The 17364-nt window shown below is 61.6% G+C and carries 12 protein-coding genes; 6 read left to right on the top strand and 6 right to left on the bottom strand.

Annotated features, from left to right (window positions below):
- Window positions 1–20: 20 nt before the first annotated feature.
- Complete coding sequence (pgl, locus tag AAHB08_RS04235) at window positions 21–1031, bottom strand: 6-phosphogluconolactonase (RefSeq protein WP_342058195.1); 1011 nt, start codon at window positions 1029–1031, stop codon at window positions 21–23.
- 190 nt (window positions 1032–1221) lie between these two features.
- Complete coding sequence (locus AAHB08_RS04240) at window positions 1222–1980, bottom strand: response regulator transcription factor (RefSeq protein ID WP_342058196.1); 759 nt, start codon at window positions 1978–1980, stop codon at window positions 1222–1224.
- Between the two features lie 249 nt (window positions 1981–2229).
- Here AAHB08_RS04240 and AAHB08_RS04245 point away from each other — a divergent pair, with 249 nt between their 5' ends.
- The 6 genes from AAHB08_RS04245 to AAHB08_RS04270 all read left to right on the top strand — a co-directional run bounded on the left by AAHB08_RS04245 (window position 2230) and on the right by AAHB08_RS04270 (window position 10028).
- Window positions 2230–3309, top strand: a complete 1080-nt coding sequence (locus tag AAHB08_RS04245; protein ID WP_197970377.1) for a substrate-binding domain-containing protein — start codon at window positions 2230–2232, stop codon at window positions 3307–3309.
- A 59-nt stretch (window positions 3310–3368) separates the two neighbouring features.
- Complete coding sequence (locus tag AAHB08_RS04250; RefSeq protein WP_342058197.1) at window positions 3369–4853, top strand: sugar ABC transporter ATP-binding protein; 1485 nt, start codon at window positions 3369–3371, stop codon at window positions 4851–4853.
- 118 nt (window positions 4854–4971) lie between these two features.
- Window positions 4972–5097 carry a hypothetical protein gene (locus AAHB08_RS04255; protein ID WP_342058198.1) on the top strand — a complete coding sequence of 42 codons (126 nt, stop codon included), beginning with the start codon at window positions 4972–4974 and terminating at the stop codon, window positions 5095–5097.
- Window positions 5098–5114: 17 nt separating this feature from the next.
- On the top strand, window positions 5115–6092 hold the full coding sequence (locus AAHB08_RS04260; RefSeq protein ID WP_202046797.1) for an ABC transporter permease: 978 nt from the start codon (window positions 5115–5117) through the stop codon (window positions 6090–6092).
- A 30-nt stretch (window positions 6093–6122) separates the two neighbouring features.
- Window positions 6123–7730, top strand: coding sequence for a glycoside hydrolase family 3 N-terminal domain-containing protein (locus AAHB08_RS04265; protein ID WP_342058199.1), 1608 nt, complete (start codon window positions 6123–6125; stop codon window positions 7728–7730).
- Between the two features lie 126 nt (window positions 7731–7856).
- Window positions 7857–10028 carry a carbohydrate-binding protein gene (locus AAHB08_RS04270; RefSeq protein ID WP_342058200.1) on the top strand — a complete coding sequence of 724 codons (2172 nt, stop codon included), beginning with the start codon at window positions 7857–7859 and terminating at the stop codon, window positions 10026–10028.
- Window positions 10029–10121: 93 nt separating this feature from the next.
- On the opposite strand, the gene AAHB08_RS04275 is transcribed toward AAHB08_RS04270, so the two are convergent.
- The 4 genes from AAHB08_RS04275 to AAHB08_RS04290 form a co-directional block, all read right to left on the bottom strand.
- Complete coding sequence (locus tag AAHB08_RS04275; protein ID WP_342058201.1) at window positions 10122–10730, bottom strand: LysE family translocator; 609 nt, start codon at window positions 10728–10730, stop codon at window positions 10122–10124.
- A 130-nt stretch (window positions 10731–10860) separates the two neighbouring features.
- Window positions 10861–14181 carry a mechanosensitive channel MscK gene (mscK, locus tag AAHB08_RS04280; RefSeq protein WP_342058202.1) on the bottom strand — a complete coding sequence of 1107 codons (3321 nt, stop codon included), beginning with the start codon at window positions 14179–14181 and terminating at the stop codon, window positions 10861–10863.
- Between the two features lie 148 nt (window positions 14182–14329).
- Window positions 14330–15742 (bottom strand): pyruvate kinase PykF, encoded by a 1413-nt coding sequence (gene pykF, locus AAHB08_RS04285; protein WP_202046793.1) that lies wholly within the window; start codon window positions 15740–15742, stop codon window positions 14330–14332.
- Window positions 15743–16121: 379 nt separating this feature from the next.
- Window positions 16122–17252: a ribosomal protein uL16 3-hydroxylase gene (locus AAHB08_RS04290; RefSeq protein WP_342058203.1), complete on the bottom strand. Its 1131-nt coding sequence runs from the start codon at window positions 17250–17252 to the stop codon at window positions 16122–16124.
- Window positions 17253–17364: the final 112 nt, after the last annotated feature.

Consider the following 17364-nt stretch of genomic DNA (forward strand, 5'->3'; position numbering starts at 1 on the left):
TTTCTGCGGCTTCAGGCCCGTCAGGCGGGCTTGTCCAGCCTCAGCACCCTCACCCACATGGCCCCTTCCCCCACGGGTTGGCGGGACGAGAGGCTGAGCTCGCCCGTCTGCGCCGCGATGCGGTGCACGGCCAGGCTGTGGGACTTCTGCCCGGTGGCGATCAGATAGTGGCCGCTGTGGTCGATGGCAAAACCGCGGGGGCAGGCTTCGGTCGGGAAGTGGCCCAGCAGGGTCAGGGCGCCGTTCCCCTGGTCGACCTCGAACAGGCTGAGCAGGCTGCTGGCCCGCTCGCTGGTGTAGAGAAAGCGCCCATCCGGCGTCAGGTGGATGTCGGCCCCCCAGCGCTCTCCCTGATAACCCTCGGGCAGCATGTCCAGGCTCTCCCGCGCGCCGATGCGACCATCCGCCTCCCTGTGGTAGCGACTGAGGGTGGCATCGAGCTCATTGAGGCAGTAGAGATCGCCGTTGGTGGGGTGCAGCGCCAGATGGCGGGGCCCGGCGCCGGGGGCCGTGTGGATGTCACCCAGGGGATGGGGGCTCAGCTGACCATCCTCTCCCAGGGTGAAGCGGCGGATGACATCTTCCTTGAGGCAGGCGACCAGCAGCTCCTGGTGACCCTGGCTGGTTGTCAGCAGGGTCACCGAGTGGGCGGCCATCAGCCGGTCGATGCTCTGGTGGGGGGCCAGCACCCTACCTGCGTCATCCATGGGCGACACGCTGAGGTGGTCGAAGGCGTAGGAGGCGGCAAAGAAGAAGCGCCCGGTTTCATCGGTGCAGGTGTAGGAGGCGCTGCCATCGAGCGGCGCCGAGCAGGGCGCTCCGAGCCGGCCATCCGCGGCTATGGGGTAGCTCAGCACCCGAAAGTCGGGGCGCACTCCCGCATAGAGCCAGCGCTGGTCCGGGCTGATGACCAGGGGCTGCACCTCGCCGCCGGTCTGGACTTCCTGCAGCGGGACCAGCTCGCCGTCCTCGAGTCGAAACACATGGATCAACCCGCTCACCGGGTTGGCGACATAAACGACTTGCTGCATTGTGATCTCCTTCATGCTCTGGCGCTCATCATCGAATGATTGCTCCAGGCCAGGCAAGTAGTTGTGCAGGGTATCGTCTTGATTGGCCGACCCTGTCTTTGTTGTGGCACGGGTTATTTTTCCAGGCTCAGCAGGTAGTTGCGCAGGTTGACGCCGTGATAGGCCAGCCCTGTCTTTGTTGTGGCACGGGTTATTTTTCCAGGCTCAGCAGGTAGTTGCGCAGATTGACGCCGCGATTGGCCAGCCCCAGCTTGATGCGCACGCTGTTGCGATGATTCTCCACCGTTTTGCGCGCCACATTGAGGGCGCTGGCGATCTCCTGGCTGGACATGCCACTGCGAATGAACTCGGCCACCTGCATCTCCGAGGGGGTCAGCACCTCCAGCAGGCGTTGGTTGCCGTCGGCCTGCAGGCTCTTCTCCATGCTGGCGCGGATCAGCTCCAGGCACATCTTGAGGGCTGGATCTTGAATTTGGGTAAGTTTTTGCTCCACTTCGGGCAGGTGGCGGGCGATCAGCTGCTGATGCTGCTCACCGGGCGCCGCCCCCTGGCTGTCGCTGAGTGCGGCCAGGGAGTGAGCGAGTTCGTTGATGAGCCGGTGATCCTGCTCTATGCCTGAGGCGTCCTGGCTCTCGCTCGGCTTGATCTGCAGGCACCAGATGCGGGAGCCGTCCGGTCCGTCATGGGCGAAGAGCTCGAAGGCAAGGTTGAGGATCTCGAAATGCAAGGTGGGCAGGTTGCCCCGGATCCGCTGGCGTATGGCCTTCAGGTAGTCGGGACCTACCAGGAACACCAGATCGTCTAGCCGATTGAGGGTCAGGGTATCCACCGGATAGCTGGATGCCACCACCTGCTCCTGCTCATCGAAGCTGATGAAATAGATGTCATTGCGCGCCAGCAGTTGATGGCAGAGCCCCTGCTCGACGATAGGGATCAGCTTGTTACTCATGTTCCTTCCAGTTCTGCATCTCGTGATAAGTCCCCGTATTTCGCCTTCATTCATCCCTGTTGTTGTGTTCGGCTCACCCAGTGAATACCCAGGCGCTCAGATTTTTCCTGTCATTAATTAACAAAAATTGAACACCCTGTGAGCTGAGTCGCAAAAACATCGCGCTCTTTAGTGAGGTACCTCTCATTACAGGCTATAAAACACCTAGATAATACCTATCGACCACTCAATGGATATAGGGAGAATACCATGTTGGCAAAACGCTCACACTTTTTACTGGCGGCATTGACCGCCGCCATGCTGCTCGGCAACGGGGCCCAGGCCGCCGAGGCGACCACGACACTGGGGCCCAATGGCGAACAACCAACCCCTTATACCCAGGTAACACTCACTACTGCCCAGCAAGACAGGGTCAAGGCCCAGCATTACACGGCCGCCATCCTGATGCACACCACCTCCGACTGGTCGAGTGCCCTCATCAAGGGTGCCAAAGACAGATTCCATGACTTGAACGTCAAAGTGGTGGCGGTGACCGATGCCGAATTCAATGCCAACAAGCAGAGGACGGACGTGGAAACCGTGATGGCCATGGCTCCCGACATCATTCTTACCCTGGTGGTCGATCCCGTCTCCGGCGCCGCGGCCTTTCGCCCCGCGGTCCAGCAAGGCAGCAAGCTGGTGCTGATCAGCAACCTGCCAACGGGATTTGAATATGGCAAGGATTACGCCGGCATCGTCACCGACGACCTGTTCGAGATGGGGGGGTTGGCTGCCGACATGCTGGCCAAGACGGTGGGCGAGCAGGGAAAGATAGGCTTCATCTACCACGAGGCGAACTACTACGTCACCAACCAGCGGGATCAGGCGGTGTTGACCAACCTGGCCAAGCATCACCCGGGCGTCCAGATCCTCGCCAAGCAGGGCATTGCCAACGCCAATGATGGTGAAGTGGTTGCCTCGGCTCTCATCACTCAGCACCCGGACATCCAGGCCATTTATGCCCCCTGGGATTCCATCGCCGAAGGGGTGGTCGCCGCGACGCGGGCCGCCGGACGCAGTGACATCAAGGTGATCACCATGGACCTGGGCGCCGCCAATGCCCTGGACATGGCCAAGGGTCGCAACGTGGCCGGCATAGTGACGGATTTACCTTATGACCTCGGCCAGACCCTGGCCACCATGGGGGCCCTGGCCAAGCTGGGAGAACAGACCCCTCCCTTCGTCACCGTCTCCGCCGATGCGGTGACCCGCGACAACCTGGCCGATGCCTGGCAACAGGCGCTGCGTCGGGATCCACCGGCCGCCGTTACCAAGGCACTCAGCCAATAAGTCCATAGGTCGCTGCCCTGAGGCAGTGGCCCATGCCATCTCATGGAAGGAGTCATCACATGGAGCTGTACGCCATAGAGGCGAGTGGTATCAAGAAGGGGTTTGACGGCATCCCCGTGCTCAAGGATGTGTCGTTTCGTCTCAAGCGAGGCGAGGTGCATGCCATCGTCGGTCAGAACGGGGCGGGCAAGTCCACCCTGGTCAAGCTGCTCAACGGCTTTCATGGTCGAGACGGTGGCGAGGTGCTGTTGTTTGGCAAGCCCTGCCGCTTCACCACCCCCAAAGAGGCGCAGGCCGAGGGGATCGCCATGGTTTATCAGGATCTCAGCCTGGTGCCGACCCTGTCGGTGGCCGACAACATCTTCCTGGCTGGCGGCGGCGAGAGTGGTGCGATCATCTCCAACCGGGACAGGGTCAGGCGTGCCGCCCCCCTGCTCGCCATGCTGGGTGTCGATCTTGATCCGGACTGCGAGGTGGGGCGGCTGAGCGTTGGTCAGCAGCAGTTCGTCGAGATAGCCAAGGCCCTGGCCCAGAACGCCCGCATCCTGGTGCTTGACGAGCCGACCGCCTCGCTCTCCAACAATGAGATCAACGAACTGTTCAAGGTGATCGCCACCCTCAAGGGCCAGGGGATGTCGATCATCTACATCACCCACTATCTCAGCGACATCATGCGGGTCTGCGACGCCGTGACCGTGCTGCGTGACGGCCATACGGTGCTCGCCACCCACACGGCCAACACCAGCGTCGAGGCACTGGTCGAGGCCATGCTCGGCAGCAAGGGTGACACCAGCCTGAGCTGGTCACGCCCGGGGTCTGCCGTGGATGCCGTGCCTCTGCTCGAGCTGGAGGGCGTCTCGAATGCACAGCTGCACGACATCTCCCTCAGGGTGATGCCGGGCCAAGTCGTGGGATTGGCGGGTCTGCTGGGCAGTGGCCGTACCGAGATCCTTGAGGCCATTTATGGCCTGACACCCATCCAGGCGGGCGAGATCCGCATCGATGGCGAGCCGGTGCGGATCCGCTCACCCAGGCAGGCCATCTCGCTTGGCATCAACATGGTACCGGAGGAGCGGCGCAGCCAGGGCCTGGTGCTCGATTTCTCGGTGGCCGACAACATGTTGATGGCCGCCTATGACCGGCTCACCCAGGGACTGGGTCTGGACAAGCCCAAGGGAGACGCCATGGTGCGGGCCCAGATCAAGAGCCTGGGGGTCAAGACCAGCGGTCCCGAGCAGTCGGTGCGTTTTCTCTCCGGCGGCAACCAGCAGAAGGTGGTGATCGGCAAGTGCCTCTCCACCAAGGCCAAGGTGTTGCTGCTCGACGATCCCACCTTCGGCATCGATATCCATGCCAAGTACGAAATCATGAAGATAGTGGACAGCTATGTCGCCGCCGGTAACGGGGCCATCTTCGTGTCGAGTGAATATGCCGAGGTCGCCAGCTTCTGTGACCTCATCTATGTGGTGAACAAGGGGCGGATCGTCGCCTGCCTGGCAGGGCGACGGGTGAATGAAGAGACGCTGCTGGCGGCGGTTCAATGACAAACAAGGAGCCCTGCGTGGTGAACAAGGAATCTTGTGTTGTGAGCAAGGGACATAGGGTCGTCGCCTGCCTGGCAGGGCGACGGATGAGTGAAGAGACGCTGCTGGCGGCGGTTCAATGACAAACAAGGAGCCCTGCGTGGTGAACAAGGGATCTTGTGTGGTGAGCAAGGGACATAGGGTCGTCGCCTGCCTGGAAGGGCGACGGATGAATGAAGAGACGCTGCTGGCGGCGGTTCAATAACAAGCAAGGAGTCAAGGATGAAAGATTTAACTCTGCCGGCGCCCAAGGGCCGCGGTATCAACTGGCGCGACTACATCATCTACATGGTGTTCGTCGGCATCTTCGTGTTCTTTTCCGTGGTGCTTCATGACAAAGGTTTCCTGAGCGCCGTCAACCTGATGAACATCGCGCGTCAGACCGCCACCATCGCCATCATGGCGGTGGGCATGACCTTCGTGCTGAGTGCCGCCGAGATAGATCTCTCGTTCGGCGCCACGGTCGCACTCAGTGCCATAGTCGCGGCGCTGACCCTGCAGGAGACGGACAGCATTCTGCTGGCGGTCTCGGCGGCGCTGCTGGTGGGCACCATGATAGGGGCCATCAACGGCCTGTTCGTGACCCAGGTCGGCATTCCCTCCTTCCTGGTGACCCTGGGTACCACCGGCATCATCACCGGCATCGCTCGCTGGTCCACCTCGCTGCAATCCATCCCCATCGACAACGACCTCTATGTGTTCATCTTCGGCTCGGGTGACATAGGGCCCATCTCGGTGCTCTTCATCTGGACCATTCTGGTGACTGTGGCAGGCGCCTTCGTGCTGCGCAACACCCGCTTCGGCAAGCAGGTGCTGGCTACCGGGGGCAACAAGATCTCCGCCATGTATTCGGGCATCAACATCAACCGCATCAAGCTCTACGTGCTGATGCTCAACGGTTTTCTCGCCGCTCTCGCGGGCATCCTCTACTCGGGGCGGCTGCAAAGCGCCCGCTACACCCTGGGGGAAAGCGATCTCATGCTGGTGATTGCCGCCGTCATCATAGGGGGGACCAATCTGTTTGGTGGCAAGGGCATGGTGGTGGGATCCGTCATCGGCGCCCTCATCATGGGCATGGTCAACAATGGCCTGATCCTGATGGGGCTGAACGTGGATCAGCAACTGATCCTGCGCGGCATCATCGTCATCGTCGCCGTCACCTTCACCATGGGGCAGCTCAAGCAGCTGCGAAAAAAATAAATTTATTATCAGATACTTAAGGAAGAGATCATGAAGATGGATCCCAAGGTGGCGAGCATCATCTCCGGCTGGAGCCTGAAAGAGAAGGTGGGTCAGTTGTTCATCCTGGCCTTCCCGGGCAAGTCCGCCGAGCAGGCGCGCACCATGATAGTCGAGTACAACCTGGGAGGCTGTTACCTGAGCCAGGACAACGGCGATACCTTCGCCGAGGCCCAGCAATTGACTCGGGAGCTGGCCAGCATAGGTGCCGAGCAGGGTCGCCTACCGCTGCTGCTCGGAGTGGATCAGGAGGGGGCTTGGGGGGTGCTGGTGGGGGAGTCCACCACTGGGCCCGGCAATCTGGCTCTCGGGGTGGCCGAGACCGGGCAGGGTACCGAAGCCATGTACAAGGCCATGGCCGAGGAGATGCGCCTCGCCGGTTTCAACTGCATTCTGGGGCCCTGCTGCGACGTGAACTTCAATCCCAGCTCCCCCATCATCGACAGCCGCTCCTTCGGGGACAGGCCCGCCAAGGTGGCGTTGCACGCGGCGGCGGCGGTGCGCGGTCTGCATCAGGGGGGTATCTGTGGCAGCGGCAAGCACTTCCCCGGGCACGGCGACACCCAGGGTGACACCCACAGGGAGATCCCCAGGGTCGACAAGTCCCTCAGCGAGTTGCGCGAGCAGGATCTGCGGCCCTTCCAGGCCGCCATCGATGCCGGGGTGGATCTCATCATGACCAGCCACATCCTCTATCCGCAGCTCGACAGTCAGCACCCGGCCACGCTCTCATCGATCATCTTGCAGGATCTGCTGCGCACCGAGATGGGCTTCGAGGGCATCATCATCTCCGACAGCATGAACATGGGGGCCATCGTTCATCACTACTCCCCCGCCACGGCGGCAGTGCTGGCGCTCAAGGCGGGCATCAACATGATCATGCTCTCCGAGGAGCACTACGATCACAGCGACTCCTACCTCGACAAGCAGTTCGCCATGATCCACGGCATCATGGCCGCGGTGGCGGCGGGGGATCTGGACGAGGCAGTGATCGATGCCGCCCTGGCTCGCATCCTTGCCTTCAAGCTCGCCAAGCTGGTGCCCATGGCGCTCTATCAACCCACCGACATGGCGGCAAACCAGCAGGTGGCCAACCGCTGTGCCAACCAGGCGCTCACTTGGCTACGCCAGGTGCCCGAGTTGGGCGAGGGGCCCTTCTATGTGCTCAACGCCACCCCGCAGACCAGCTATCACAACCTCACCAATCCCCGTGGCATAGGCCCCAACCAGCGTGAACCTGCCTTCGATCACTTCCTTGCGGCTCTGGACCAGGGCGCTCGACGGGTGCTGCCCGTGACGCCCGAGCAGCTGGCAACCGTCGGCGACGACTGGCTGCTGGTGGTGACCGAGCACCATCCTCTGCCCGGAGAAGACTTCGCCCAAGGGGAGGCCCAGGCCTTGGTCCGCTGGCTCAGCCGCGAGGTCGAGAAACTGATAGTGGTGGCACTGCGCAGCCCTTATGACCTGCTCGGTTATCCGGATGTGCGCTACTACCTGTGCAGCCACTCGGCCCGCCCCGAGAGCGCTCGCGCCGCCGCGCAAGTGTTGAATGGCACCCTGGCGACCCAGCACAGCCGGGCGGTGAGTCTGGTCAGTTAACTTTTGCTTTTCCCGCCATCCCGGATGGCGGGGGATTTCTCCTAGGAGTCTGTTGTTGGGAGCCTGCATGGGCAATTGCCCGGTGATTAATGGACTAATTAGAGGATTCAGGCTTTGAAAAGCACCATGAAAATAGTGTCGGCAACCGTGTTGCTCGCGTTGGCTGTCCCCGCTCTGGCGGCCAAGGGGGGCACTCAGGACTTCCTGGATGCGCTGCGCAACTTTGAATCCGGTATCAATCCGGCACTGGCAGATTTTTATCTGCAAAACCTCGACAACCCTGTCTACACCTATGCCCAGGTGACGGCACCGGGTCGTCTGGTTCGGGATTGCTCGACCGGCAGCATGTTGTCCGAGCCAACCACCATCAGCGGCTTCTTCAACAAGCTGGGGGTGGGCAATATCTATAATTCCGCCACCCCGACCGATGCGGCCATGTTCCGGAAGATGCAGTACAACTCCTTGAACGCTTGGGGTTTTATCGGTTATCAGCTGGGTGAAGCTGTGTTGATCGATGCCGGTTACTACAGCCCGAAACAGGTGACTGTCGATGGCAAGGAGTACGACAGCTTCTACATGTTCGTGCCGGACTCCACCTGGGTGGGTTGCAAGACCGAGGCCCTGGCCGAGATTGAGGGCTCGGGCGGCAACAAGGTCTATGTGACCGATGTCAACCGCTGGCAGGGCACCTTCGTTGGCAAGAATGGGGTCAACTCCCTGGCCGACTTGCGCCTGCCGGAGAAGCAGGAGCTGGTGATGCGCGACGCCATGCATTTCAACTATCAGGTGATAAGCAAGCTGCTCAAGGACGCCAACATGACCTGGGCCCAGGCCCTGGCCAAGAGCTGGCCCGATAAGGATGACAACGGTCAGCCAATTCAGGTCCGTGCCACCATGTCAGGCATACTGGCGGCGGCACACCTGCGTGGCGCCTGGGGGGTCGGCGCCCTGCTGACCAAGGATCAGATCACCTGTGATGAGCTCGGGACCTGCATCACCAAGTACGTCTACAAGTTTGGTGACTACAACAGCCTGTTTGACACCCCGGGTGACAGCATCACCCAGGGCTCACCTTATGATGAGGTGCTGACAGCCGGTTGGGGCAATGACATTGTCATCACTGGTGGTGGCAAGGATCAGATCCTGCTCAACGAGCAGGCGAACGGCCTGACCACGGTCAATGAGTTCACCCTGGGCAATGATCTCATCGTGCTGCGTGGCTGGAGCATGGCGGATCCCCTGGCGGATCTGGTGATTGGTGATGTCGCCGATGGCGCCGAGTTGCAGTTTGCCGGTCAGCGCGTCCTGCTCAAGGGGGTCAGCGCGGCGTCGGTGCAGGCCAATCCGGCTGCCGTCATCACCAAATCCGATATCTACACCCTGGCCTGGAACTCGGGCAAGCAGGTGGTACAGGGCTTCGATCCTGCGGTCGACAAGATTGCGGGCAGCGCCGGCATCGGCTTCAAACACCTGAAGGCCTATGAGACGGCCACCTCTGTGGTGATAGGCCCACAGGCGGAGGATGGCGGCATCTACTCCTCCTATGAGCTGGTGGGGTTGACCCTCAAGGATATCAGGCCCGAGATGTTCACCAATGTCACCGGCAGCTACGATCGCCTCGGCTATATAGTGCCGCTTAGCTCGCTGAACTGGGGTTGGAACATGACGCTGGTCGTCAGTCGCTTCGATCCGGCCAAGACGGTCATCACCACCCCGAGCAACCAGCCGGTGCCTTTCTCTGGCATCAGGCTGAGCCAGGAGGGGAGCGACGTGGTCATCAGCCTGGTTGAACCCTATGCCAAGGGGGATGCCAAGCAGATAGTGCTGAAGAACACGGCGGTGAATACCCTCAGTGCGACCAACTTCGCCGGTTTTAGCGGCAGCTACAGCGAAGCTACCATCGACATTCCCGTCTTCTTCGACATCAGCGTGAACGTTGGGGTCGGCGGCACTCTGTCACCGGCGCCGGTGAACGGTGTGCTGAAGGCCAAGGGGGGAACCAGCTTCACCGTCACCCTGTTGCCCAATACCGGTTACAAGGTGAAATCCCTCACCGTCGATGGTGTGGCGCAGGCTGTGGCTGGTAGCTATACCTTCCCTGCCGTGAATAGTGCCCATAGCCTGTCGGTCAGCTTCGAGCAGGGCAGCAGTTGCCCGGCAAGCTGGGCCACCGGGTCTGTGTATACCACGGGCAACCAGGTGACCTACAACGGCAATATCTATGAGGCCAAGTGGTGGAACAGTGGCAATGTGCCGAGCGCAGGGGACCCCTGGAAACTGATCGGTGCCTGCAGCTAGGCGGCCTTTATGCGCGCCGAGTGATAGCTGACACCTAACAACACAGGCCCCCCTTCGGGGCCTGTGTTTCTTGATGGGCTCATGTGCGCGGTGTCAGGGCCGGCTCAGGATCTCCTGGATGACGGGCACCACTGAGAGGGCCAGCAGGGCCGCCATGGCATGGTTGAACCGGCGGCGGGCGAGGGCATTGGTCAGCCAGCGCTTGAGCAGGGTGCCGCACAGCAGCCAGAGCCCGACGCAGGGGAAAGAGACGATGAAGAAGGTCAGGGCTATGGTCAGGTTCTGCTGATGGAAGTCGGCCCCTGCGCTGGTGAAGGCGGCGATGGCGCCAGTGGCGACCACCCAGGCCTTGGCATTGACCCATTGGAACAGGGCGCCCTTGAGGAACCCCAGGGGGCGGGCGGAGGCGTCTCCCGTCACCTCGTCGGCGGAGCGGGCAATCAGCCAGGCGAGATAGAGCAGATAGAGGGTGCCGACACACTTGATGACAAGGTGCAGGCTGGGGAAGAGGGTGAACAGCTGGCCGAAGCCCAGCCCCACCAGCAACAGCATCAGGGTGAAGCCGACGCAGATCCCCATGAGCAGCGGCAGGCTGCGCCTGATCCCGAAGTTGGCGCCGGCGGTCATCACCATGATGTTGTTCGGTCCCGGGGTGACCGATGCCGAGATGGCAAAGAGCACCACGGCGTAGAGATAGTCCATGAGTTCCTCGTGGGTGACATTCCGTTGTCTTCCCTATATTGGGTGCCTGCTCCCGCTTTCAAGTCCGGCGGCCCGGGTAAAAAAAACAGGCTCCAATGAGGAGCCTGTTTGCAGGGGCAGGAGGTCGGCATCAGGCCGGCTTGCCACCATTGGGCGGCGGCAGGCTCGGGCGGGACTCTATCTTCTGCTCGTCCCCTTGCCGGTTCTTGATGTGGACGTCCATCTGGTTGAACGCGATGTCGATGCCGTGTTCACGGAACAGTACGTCGATGCGGCGGTTCAGCTCATCGATGGCCGGGTTGCGATCCCCGAGCTCGCTCACGAAGAAGCGCAGCTCGTGATCCAGGGTGCTGGGGCCGAAGGTGAGGAAGTAGACGATGGGGGCCGGGTCTTTCAAGACCCGGCTGTTCTCCGTGGCCGCCTGCATCAACAGCTTGCGGGTCAGCTCCAGATCCGAACCATAGGCCACCCCGACCCGGGCGATGACCCGGGTGACGGTATCGGACAGGGACCAGTTGATCAGCCGCTCTATCATCAGCTGCTGGTTCGGGATGATCACCTCCTTGCGGTCGAAGTCGGTGAGGGTGGTCGAGCGGATGCGGATCTTGTTGACCGTGCCCGAGATGGTGCCGATGGTGACGGTGTCCCCGATCCGCACCGGGCGCTCGAACAGTATGATGATGCCGGAGATGAAGTTGGAGACGATCTGCTGCATGCCGAAGCCGATACCGACCGAGAGGCCGGCGGCCAGCCACTGCAGCTTCTCCCACTGGACTCCCAGCATGGCCAGGGCGGTGAGCGAGCCCATCCCGATCAGCACATAGTTGAGCATGGTGGTGAAGGCGTAGGCGGTGCCCTGGGCGAGGCGCAGCTTGGAGAGCACCAGCACCTCCAGCAGGCCTGGCAGGTTGCGGGCCAGCGACAGGGCCGCTCCGAACAGGAACAGGCCGGTCAGCACGTCGCTCAGGCTGATGGGGTAGAGCACGGCGTTGGCACCCGTGCCCTCGCTCTTGTGCCACAGCACCACGCTGTCGAGGTAGGTGAAGACAGCGACCAGATCGGACCAGAGCCAGTAGAAGGCGACGCCGAACACCAGCAGCAGCATGATGCGGGTCAGGCGCAGGGACTGCTGGCTGACCTCTTCCAGATCCATGGGCTGCTCTTCGATGGCCTCGCCCCCTTCCGCATCTTCCGAAGGCTTGTGTTCGCGCTTGGCGACGGCGCGGCGGTAGGCCAGACGGCGGGCCGCCAGCTCCAGACCACGCAGGGCGGTGCGATAGACCAGGCTCCAGATGATGATGAGGTAGAAGGATTCGATCAGGCGACCGGTCAGCTTCAGGGCGGTGTAGTAGTAGCCGAGCGCCGCCAGCACCATCAGGGCCACCGGCGCCAGCGCCAGGGCGACGGCCGTCATGGTCTGCAGCATGCTGGCCTCGCCCTTGATGCGGGCGCGGGAGATGGGCAGCACCAGGTAGGCGGTCAGCCCCAGCAACAGCATGGTCAGCGCCTGGCCGATGACGTCGTTGCCCAGCGATGAGGGCTCCACCACCGCCTTGGTCGAGAGCATGATGAGGGGCAGCAGGGGCAGCCAGAGGTAACGCATGCTGTTGCGCTTGGCCTGCAGCTCGTCCCGCGGGATGCGGAAGTGGCTCTCGCCGATGCCGCCAGGGCGCATCACCGACAGGTATACGCTGAACACCAGGTAGCCCAGTGCCAGGTTCAGGGTGATCTGGAAGATGAGGCGCGGGCTCAGCAGGCCACAATAGGCCAGCAGCAGGCCGGCGGCCAGGATGAAGAGGGTACCCGGCAGGCGCTGCAATACGGTGTAGAGCAGGGCGCGCGGGGTGTGCCACTGGCTGTCCTGGCGGAAGCGGCCGAGATCCTTGGCGATCCGTTGCTGGCGCTTGACCAGGGTCGGGCGTTTCCACAGCAGCAGGCCACCCACCAGCAGCAGCGGCAGGGCCAGCAGGGAGACCGCCAGCAGCATGTCGCCCCAGCCTTGCCAGTCCGGCTTGAGCACCCAGTCGGAGGCCTGCTTGTAGGCATGGCCCGGCCAGTTGATGAACCACTTGCCATCGATGGGCTTGTTGCTGCTGACCCAGAAGATGTGCTGTTGCAGGGTGAATTCGATGGAGGCATAGATGCGCGTCAGCTGCTGCTGGGTGAGCTGCAGGCTGATGGCATTGGTCAGCTGGGCATCCATCTGGCGGTTGAGCTGGTCCAGCAGGCTGATGCGGGTGTCGATCAGCTTGACCAGGATGGCCTTGTCCTCTTCGCTGACGGTCTCCCTGCTGTTGGCGATCAGGTTGTCCAGATACTGGCCCTTCTGGAACAACTGATCCCGTTGCTGACTCAGTTCAAACTGGGCCAGGTGCAGGTCGGCAATCTGCTCTTCCAGGTTCTTCACCAGGGTGGAGGGGGCGGCCTCCAGCTGCTGGTAGAGCTGATAGAGGATGCGTGACAGCAGCAGGTTGCCCTTGAGCATCTGCACCTGTTCGTTCAGGTTGCGCTCGGTCTGGGTGCCGCGCTCCAGCCAGCTCTTGGCCTGCAGGTTTTTCTGGGCGAGCAGGTTGAGGTTGGTGGTGGCGCTGATGAGCTGCTGGCTGAGCTGGTGGTTGATCTCCTGCTCTTTTTGCACCAGCGGGTTGTTCTGGGTGGCGACCAGCTCGCCGGTCTGCTCGGCGGCCTTCTCGGTGTCGCCGAGGCGCTTGGCGCTGCTCTGCTCCTGCAGGGCCTGCAGTTTCTGCTCTTCATGGGCGAGGCGCGCACTCTGGTAGTCGCGCTGCTTGACCGCCAGATCCTGCATGCTGGTGCGGTTGTCCAGATCCTTTTGCAGGTTGGCCAGTTGCAAGTCCAGCAAGGCCAGCTCGGTATTGAGCTTCATCTTCTCGGCGCTGCTCACGCCGTCCCCGGAGTTCAGACGAGTGCGGATCTCCTGGCTGCGTTGATAGGCGCGGCTCATGTTGGCCTGGGCCCGCTCCGGCAGGGTCTGCAGGCTGGTGATCTGGCTGCCTATGGTGCCGAGGGCCTCCTGGGCATCCTGCATGTTGGCCAGCACCTCCGGCTGACGGCTCTCCAGCTCCGCCAGGCTCATGCTGGCGTATTCGCTCCTGAGCTGCTCAGGACCCTTGTCCTGGGCCAGGGAGTCTATCTTGGCGCCTATCTCTTTCATTTCGCCGGGCAGGGAGCGAACCCGCTGTGCCAGCGCCTTGGCCTTGGCCTGCTCCTTCTCGATGCTGTCGAGCAGGCCTAAGGTATCGGTCAGCAACTTCTGATCCGCCTGCTGGCTGACGGTGAGGGTCTCTGACTTGCCGAGGGCATCGAGCGCCCGCTGTACGGTGGCGCGCTGGGGCAGATCCTGCGCCATGGCTTGCGGGGCGCAGAGGCTGATGAGTAAACAGAGCAGCGGCAACAGGGTGGCCGAGGCTCTTCTGAACTGTATTGAGGGCATAAAACGTCCGGGTGATTATGCGAGATTCGGGAGGTTTCCCACTGGGGGGAAATCCGCGTGGATTCTAGCACCGGCGCGAGGGAGGCAGCAGGGGGGGAGATAAAAAAAACGGCGCCTCAAGGCGCCGTTTTCAATGGTTCAGGACTGATTACAGTACGTGAACGGAGGCGGTGTTGGTGGTACCGCTCGGTACCAGGGCACCGGAGACCATGACGACCACGTCACCCTTCAGGCCCATGCCGCTTTGCAGTGCCGCTTCCTTGCCGATGCGATAGAAATCGTCGGTGGAGGCGATGCTGTCAACAACGTGAGCAACCACACCCTTGGTCAGGACCAGCTGGGCAGCAGTTTTCTTGTTGGTGGTGATGGCCAGGATCCAGGCTTTCGGGAAGTACTTGCGAATGGCCTTGGCAGACTTGCCGCCTTCGGTTGCAACCACGATCAGCGGGGCGTCCAGCTTCTCGGAGGTCTCGACCGCACCTTTACAAACGGCTTCGGTGATGCGCAGCTTGTTGCTGTCGTTGGCAGCAGACAGGTTGGACGGCATCACGGCGTCGGTACGCTCGCAGATGGTGGCCATGATGGTCACGGCTTCCAGCGGGTACTTGCCCTTGGCGGATTCGCCAGACAGCATGACGGCGTCGGTACCATCCAGGATGGCGTTCGCCACGTCGCCGGCTTCGGCGCGAGTCGGACGCGGGTTCTTGATCATGGAATCCAGCATCTGGGTGGCGGTGATGACCACTTTACGTGCCTTGTTGCACTTGGTGATGATCATCTTCTGGGCGAAGATCACTTCTTCAACCGGAATTTCCACACCCATGTCGCCACGAGCAACCATGATGCCGTCGGAGACAGCCAGGATGTCGTCGAAGTTGTCCAGGCCTTCCTGGTTTTCGATCTTGGAGATGATCTGGATGGCTTCGCCACCGTGGGCCTTCAGGTGCTCACGGATTTCCAGCACGTCTTCTTTCTTGCGGATGAAGGAGGCGGCAACGAAGTCCACGCCCTGCTCGCAACCGAAGATGAGGTCACGCTTGTCTTTCTCGGCCAGGGCCGGCAGCTTGATGGAGACGCCCGGCAGGTTGACGCCCTTGTTCTCGCCCAGATCACCGTTGTTCAGCACCTTGCAGATGACTTCACGCTCGGTGATTTCGATGACGTCCAGACCGATCAGGCCGTCATCCACCAGGATGCGGTTGCCGACGCGCAGGTCGTTGGCGAAGCCGGCGTAGGTCACGGCGACCTTGTCTTTGTTGCCAACCACGGTCTGGTCGGTGGTGAAGGTGAAGGTCTGGCCGGCGACCAGAGAGACATCGTTGCCACCTTCCAGCTTCATGGTACGGATTTCCGGACCCTTGGTATCCAGCAGGATGGCTGCGTGCTTGCCGGTCTCGGCCATCACTTCACGCAGGTTGCGGATACGGGTGCCGTGCTCTTCGTAATCACCGTGAGAGAAGTTCAGGCGCATGACGTTCATGCCGGCGTCGAGCATCTTGCCGAGCATTTCTTTGGATTCGGTCTTGGGACCTATGGTGCAGACGATTTTGGTCTTTTTCATGTCAGTCTTCATGGTTAAGGAGTTTCCGCCGTGCAATATACACCAGTTTTTGGATACTTTTTATGATCCAGAAACAACGTTTTGAGCTAAAAACGCCTCAATTTGAAAGATAACGTTTTCGCTCACAGCTGATTTTAGGGGCTAAAATAATTGATTTTCCGCGAGTGAGGCCATTTGGTTCCCATTTTTCGCCCCCGTCGATGACCCGATCCCATGTAGTTAAATGACAAACAAGAGATGAGCGCGCCGGCGACGGGTCAGGGCCCCTTTCCCCCTTTGGCCGTCACCCAGTGTAGTCATTGGACCGCCACCACGCAGGAGAGGCACCAGCTTTCGACCAGGCGCGTCACCCACCCAGGGGACGCGCCTTTGCGCAGGCTTAGCCGAAGAACCAGTAACCGCGGTTGATGAGGCGGGTCAGCAGTTGCAGGAAACCGGCCTGATCGGCGAGTTCCACCATGTCGGCCTGGGTGATGATGTCCTTGTCGCACAAGAGCGAAATGGCGGCCGCATCCTCGCTCGGCAGGGTCCAGGCCTCGCCGTCGATGTAGCAGGTACGGCTCTCGCCGCTGAACCAGACGGAGCGCAGCCCCGGCACCTTGATGGCGGGCTCGCCCTGGGTCAGCAGCTCGGCCACTTCCTCGGCGCTGTAGTCAGGCTCCATGGGGCTCACGTCCAGATCGTGCTTGGCCTCGGAGATCATGGTGCCGAACCACTCCTTGAACAGGGTCTCGTCATCCAGGGCCTGTTGCATCAGCTCCCGCAGGCGGTGCAGTTCATGGGGTTGGATCTCGCCGTGACGAGCGCGGGGCTTGAGGTCCGGGTCGCCGTAACGCTCGGTGCGCAGATCGTTGTCGATCAGGTGATCGGCAAACGAAGAGATAAGCGCTTTGGCGTCCGGTGCCCGGAAGCCCACGGAGAAGTTCAGGGAGGGCTCGATGGCGTAGCCCTCGTGGGGGAATCCGGGCGGGATGTAGAGGATGTCGCCCGGCTCCATGATGGCGTCGATGATCGCCTCGAACGGCTCGCAGTGCAGCAGGGCGGCGTGGGCGGCAAACTCCTCGAGGGGCTTGGCATCGCCGACCCGCCAGTGACGCTTGCCCTGGCCCTGGGTGATGAAGACGTCGTAGTTGTCGATGTGGGGGCCGACGCCGCCATGGGGGGTGGAGAAGCTCACCATCACATCGTCAAAGCGCCAGCCCGGGATGAACTGGAACGGCAGCGCCAGCTCGTGCACCTCGGGGGCCCAGTGGTTGCAGGCCTGTACCAGCACGGTCCAGTTCTCTTCCCCCAGGTGGTCATAAGACTCGAAGGGCCCGTGTTCGGCGGCCCACTTGCCGTCGAAGCGGGTCACCAGGCGCGATTCGATCACCTCCTCCATGGCCAGCCCAGCCAGCTCGTCCGGGCTGATGGGATCCTGAAAGTCGGTGAAGCCGCCCTTGATGAGGAGCGGGCGCTTCTGCCAGTAATGCTCGAGGAAGTGGGCAATATCCAGATTGAGTTCGTACATGGTGCTTCTCGTATCTTGTGAGAGATCTTGCCCAAATCGGGCTTGGGCAAGGGCTCTGAAATGGCCCGATAGCCTGTGACGCTATCGAATGGGCCAAAATCAACGGGGGCCC

It is taken from the genome of Aeromonas sp. OTU364 (genome assembly GCF_038440395.1).
Taxonomy (GTDB): Bacteria; Pseudomonadota; Gammaproteobacteria; order Enterobacterales; family Aeromonadaceae; genus Aeromonas.

Bases quoted from the DNA above. Each gene is read 5' to 3' on its own strand.
- AAHB08_RS04265 (WP_342058199.1), top strand. From the start codon at position 6,123: ATGAAGATGGATCCCAAGGTGGCGAGCATCATCTCCGGCTGGAGCCTG.
- AAHB08_RS04270 (WP_342058200.1), top strand. From the start codon at position 7,857: ATGAAAATAGTGTCGGCAACCGTGTTGCTCGCGTTGGCTGTCCCCGCT.
- pykF (WP_202046793.1), bottom strand. From the start codon at position 15,742: ATGAAAAAGACCAAAATCGTCTGCACCATAGGTCCCAAGACCGAATCC.
- pgl (WP_342058195.1), bottom strand. From the start codon at position 1,031: ATGCAGCAAGTCGTTTATGTCGCCAACCCGGTGAGCGGGTTGATCCAT.
- AAHB08_RS04255 (WP_342058198.1), top strand. From the start codon at position 4,972: ATGACAAACAAGGAGCCCTGCGTGGTGAACAAGGGATCTTGTGTGGTG.
- AAHB08_RS04260 (WP_202046797.1), top strand. From the start codon at position 5,115: ATGAAAGATTTAACTCTGCCGGCGCCCAAGGGCCGCGGTATCAACTGG.
- AAHB08_RS04275 (WP_342058201.1), bottom strand. From the start codon at position 10,730: ATGGACTATCTCTACGCCGTGGTGCTCTTTGCCATCTCGGCATCGGTC.
- AAHB08_RS04250 (WP_342058197.1), top strand. From the start codon at position 3,369: ATGGAGCTGTACGCCATAGAGGCGAGTGGTATCAAGAAGGGGTTTGAC.
- AAHB08_RS04240 (WP_342058196.1), bottom strand. From the start codon at position 1,980: ATGAGTAACAAGCTGATCCCTATCGTCGAGCAGGGGCTCTGCCATCAA.
- AAHB08_RS04290 (WP_342058203.1), bottom strand. From the start codon at position 17,252: ATGTACGAACTCAATCTGGATATTGCCCACTTCCTCGAGCATTACTGG.
- AAHB08_RS04245 (WP_197970377.1), top strand. From the start codon at position 2,230: ATGTTGGCAAAACGCTCACACTTTTTACTGGCGGCATTGACCGCCGCC.
- mscK (WP_342058202.1), bottom strand. From the start codon at position 14,181: ATGCCCTCAATACAGTTCAGAAGAGCCTCGGCCACCCTGTTGCCGCTG.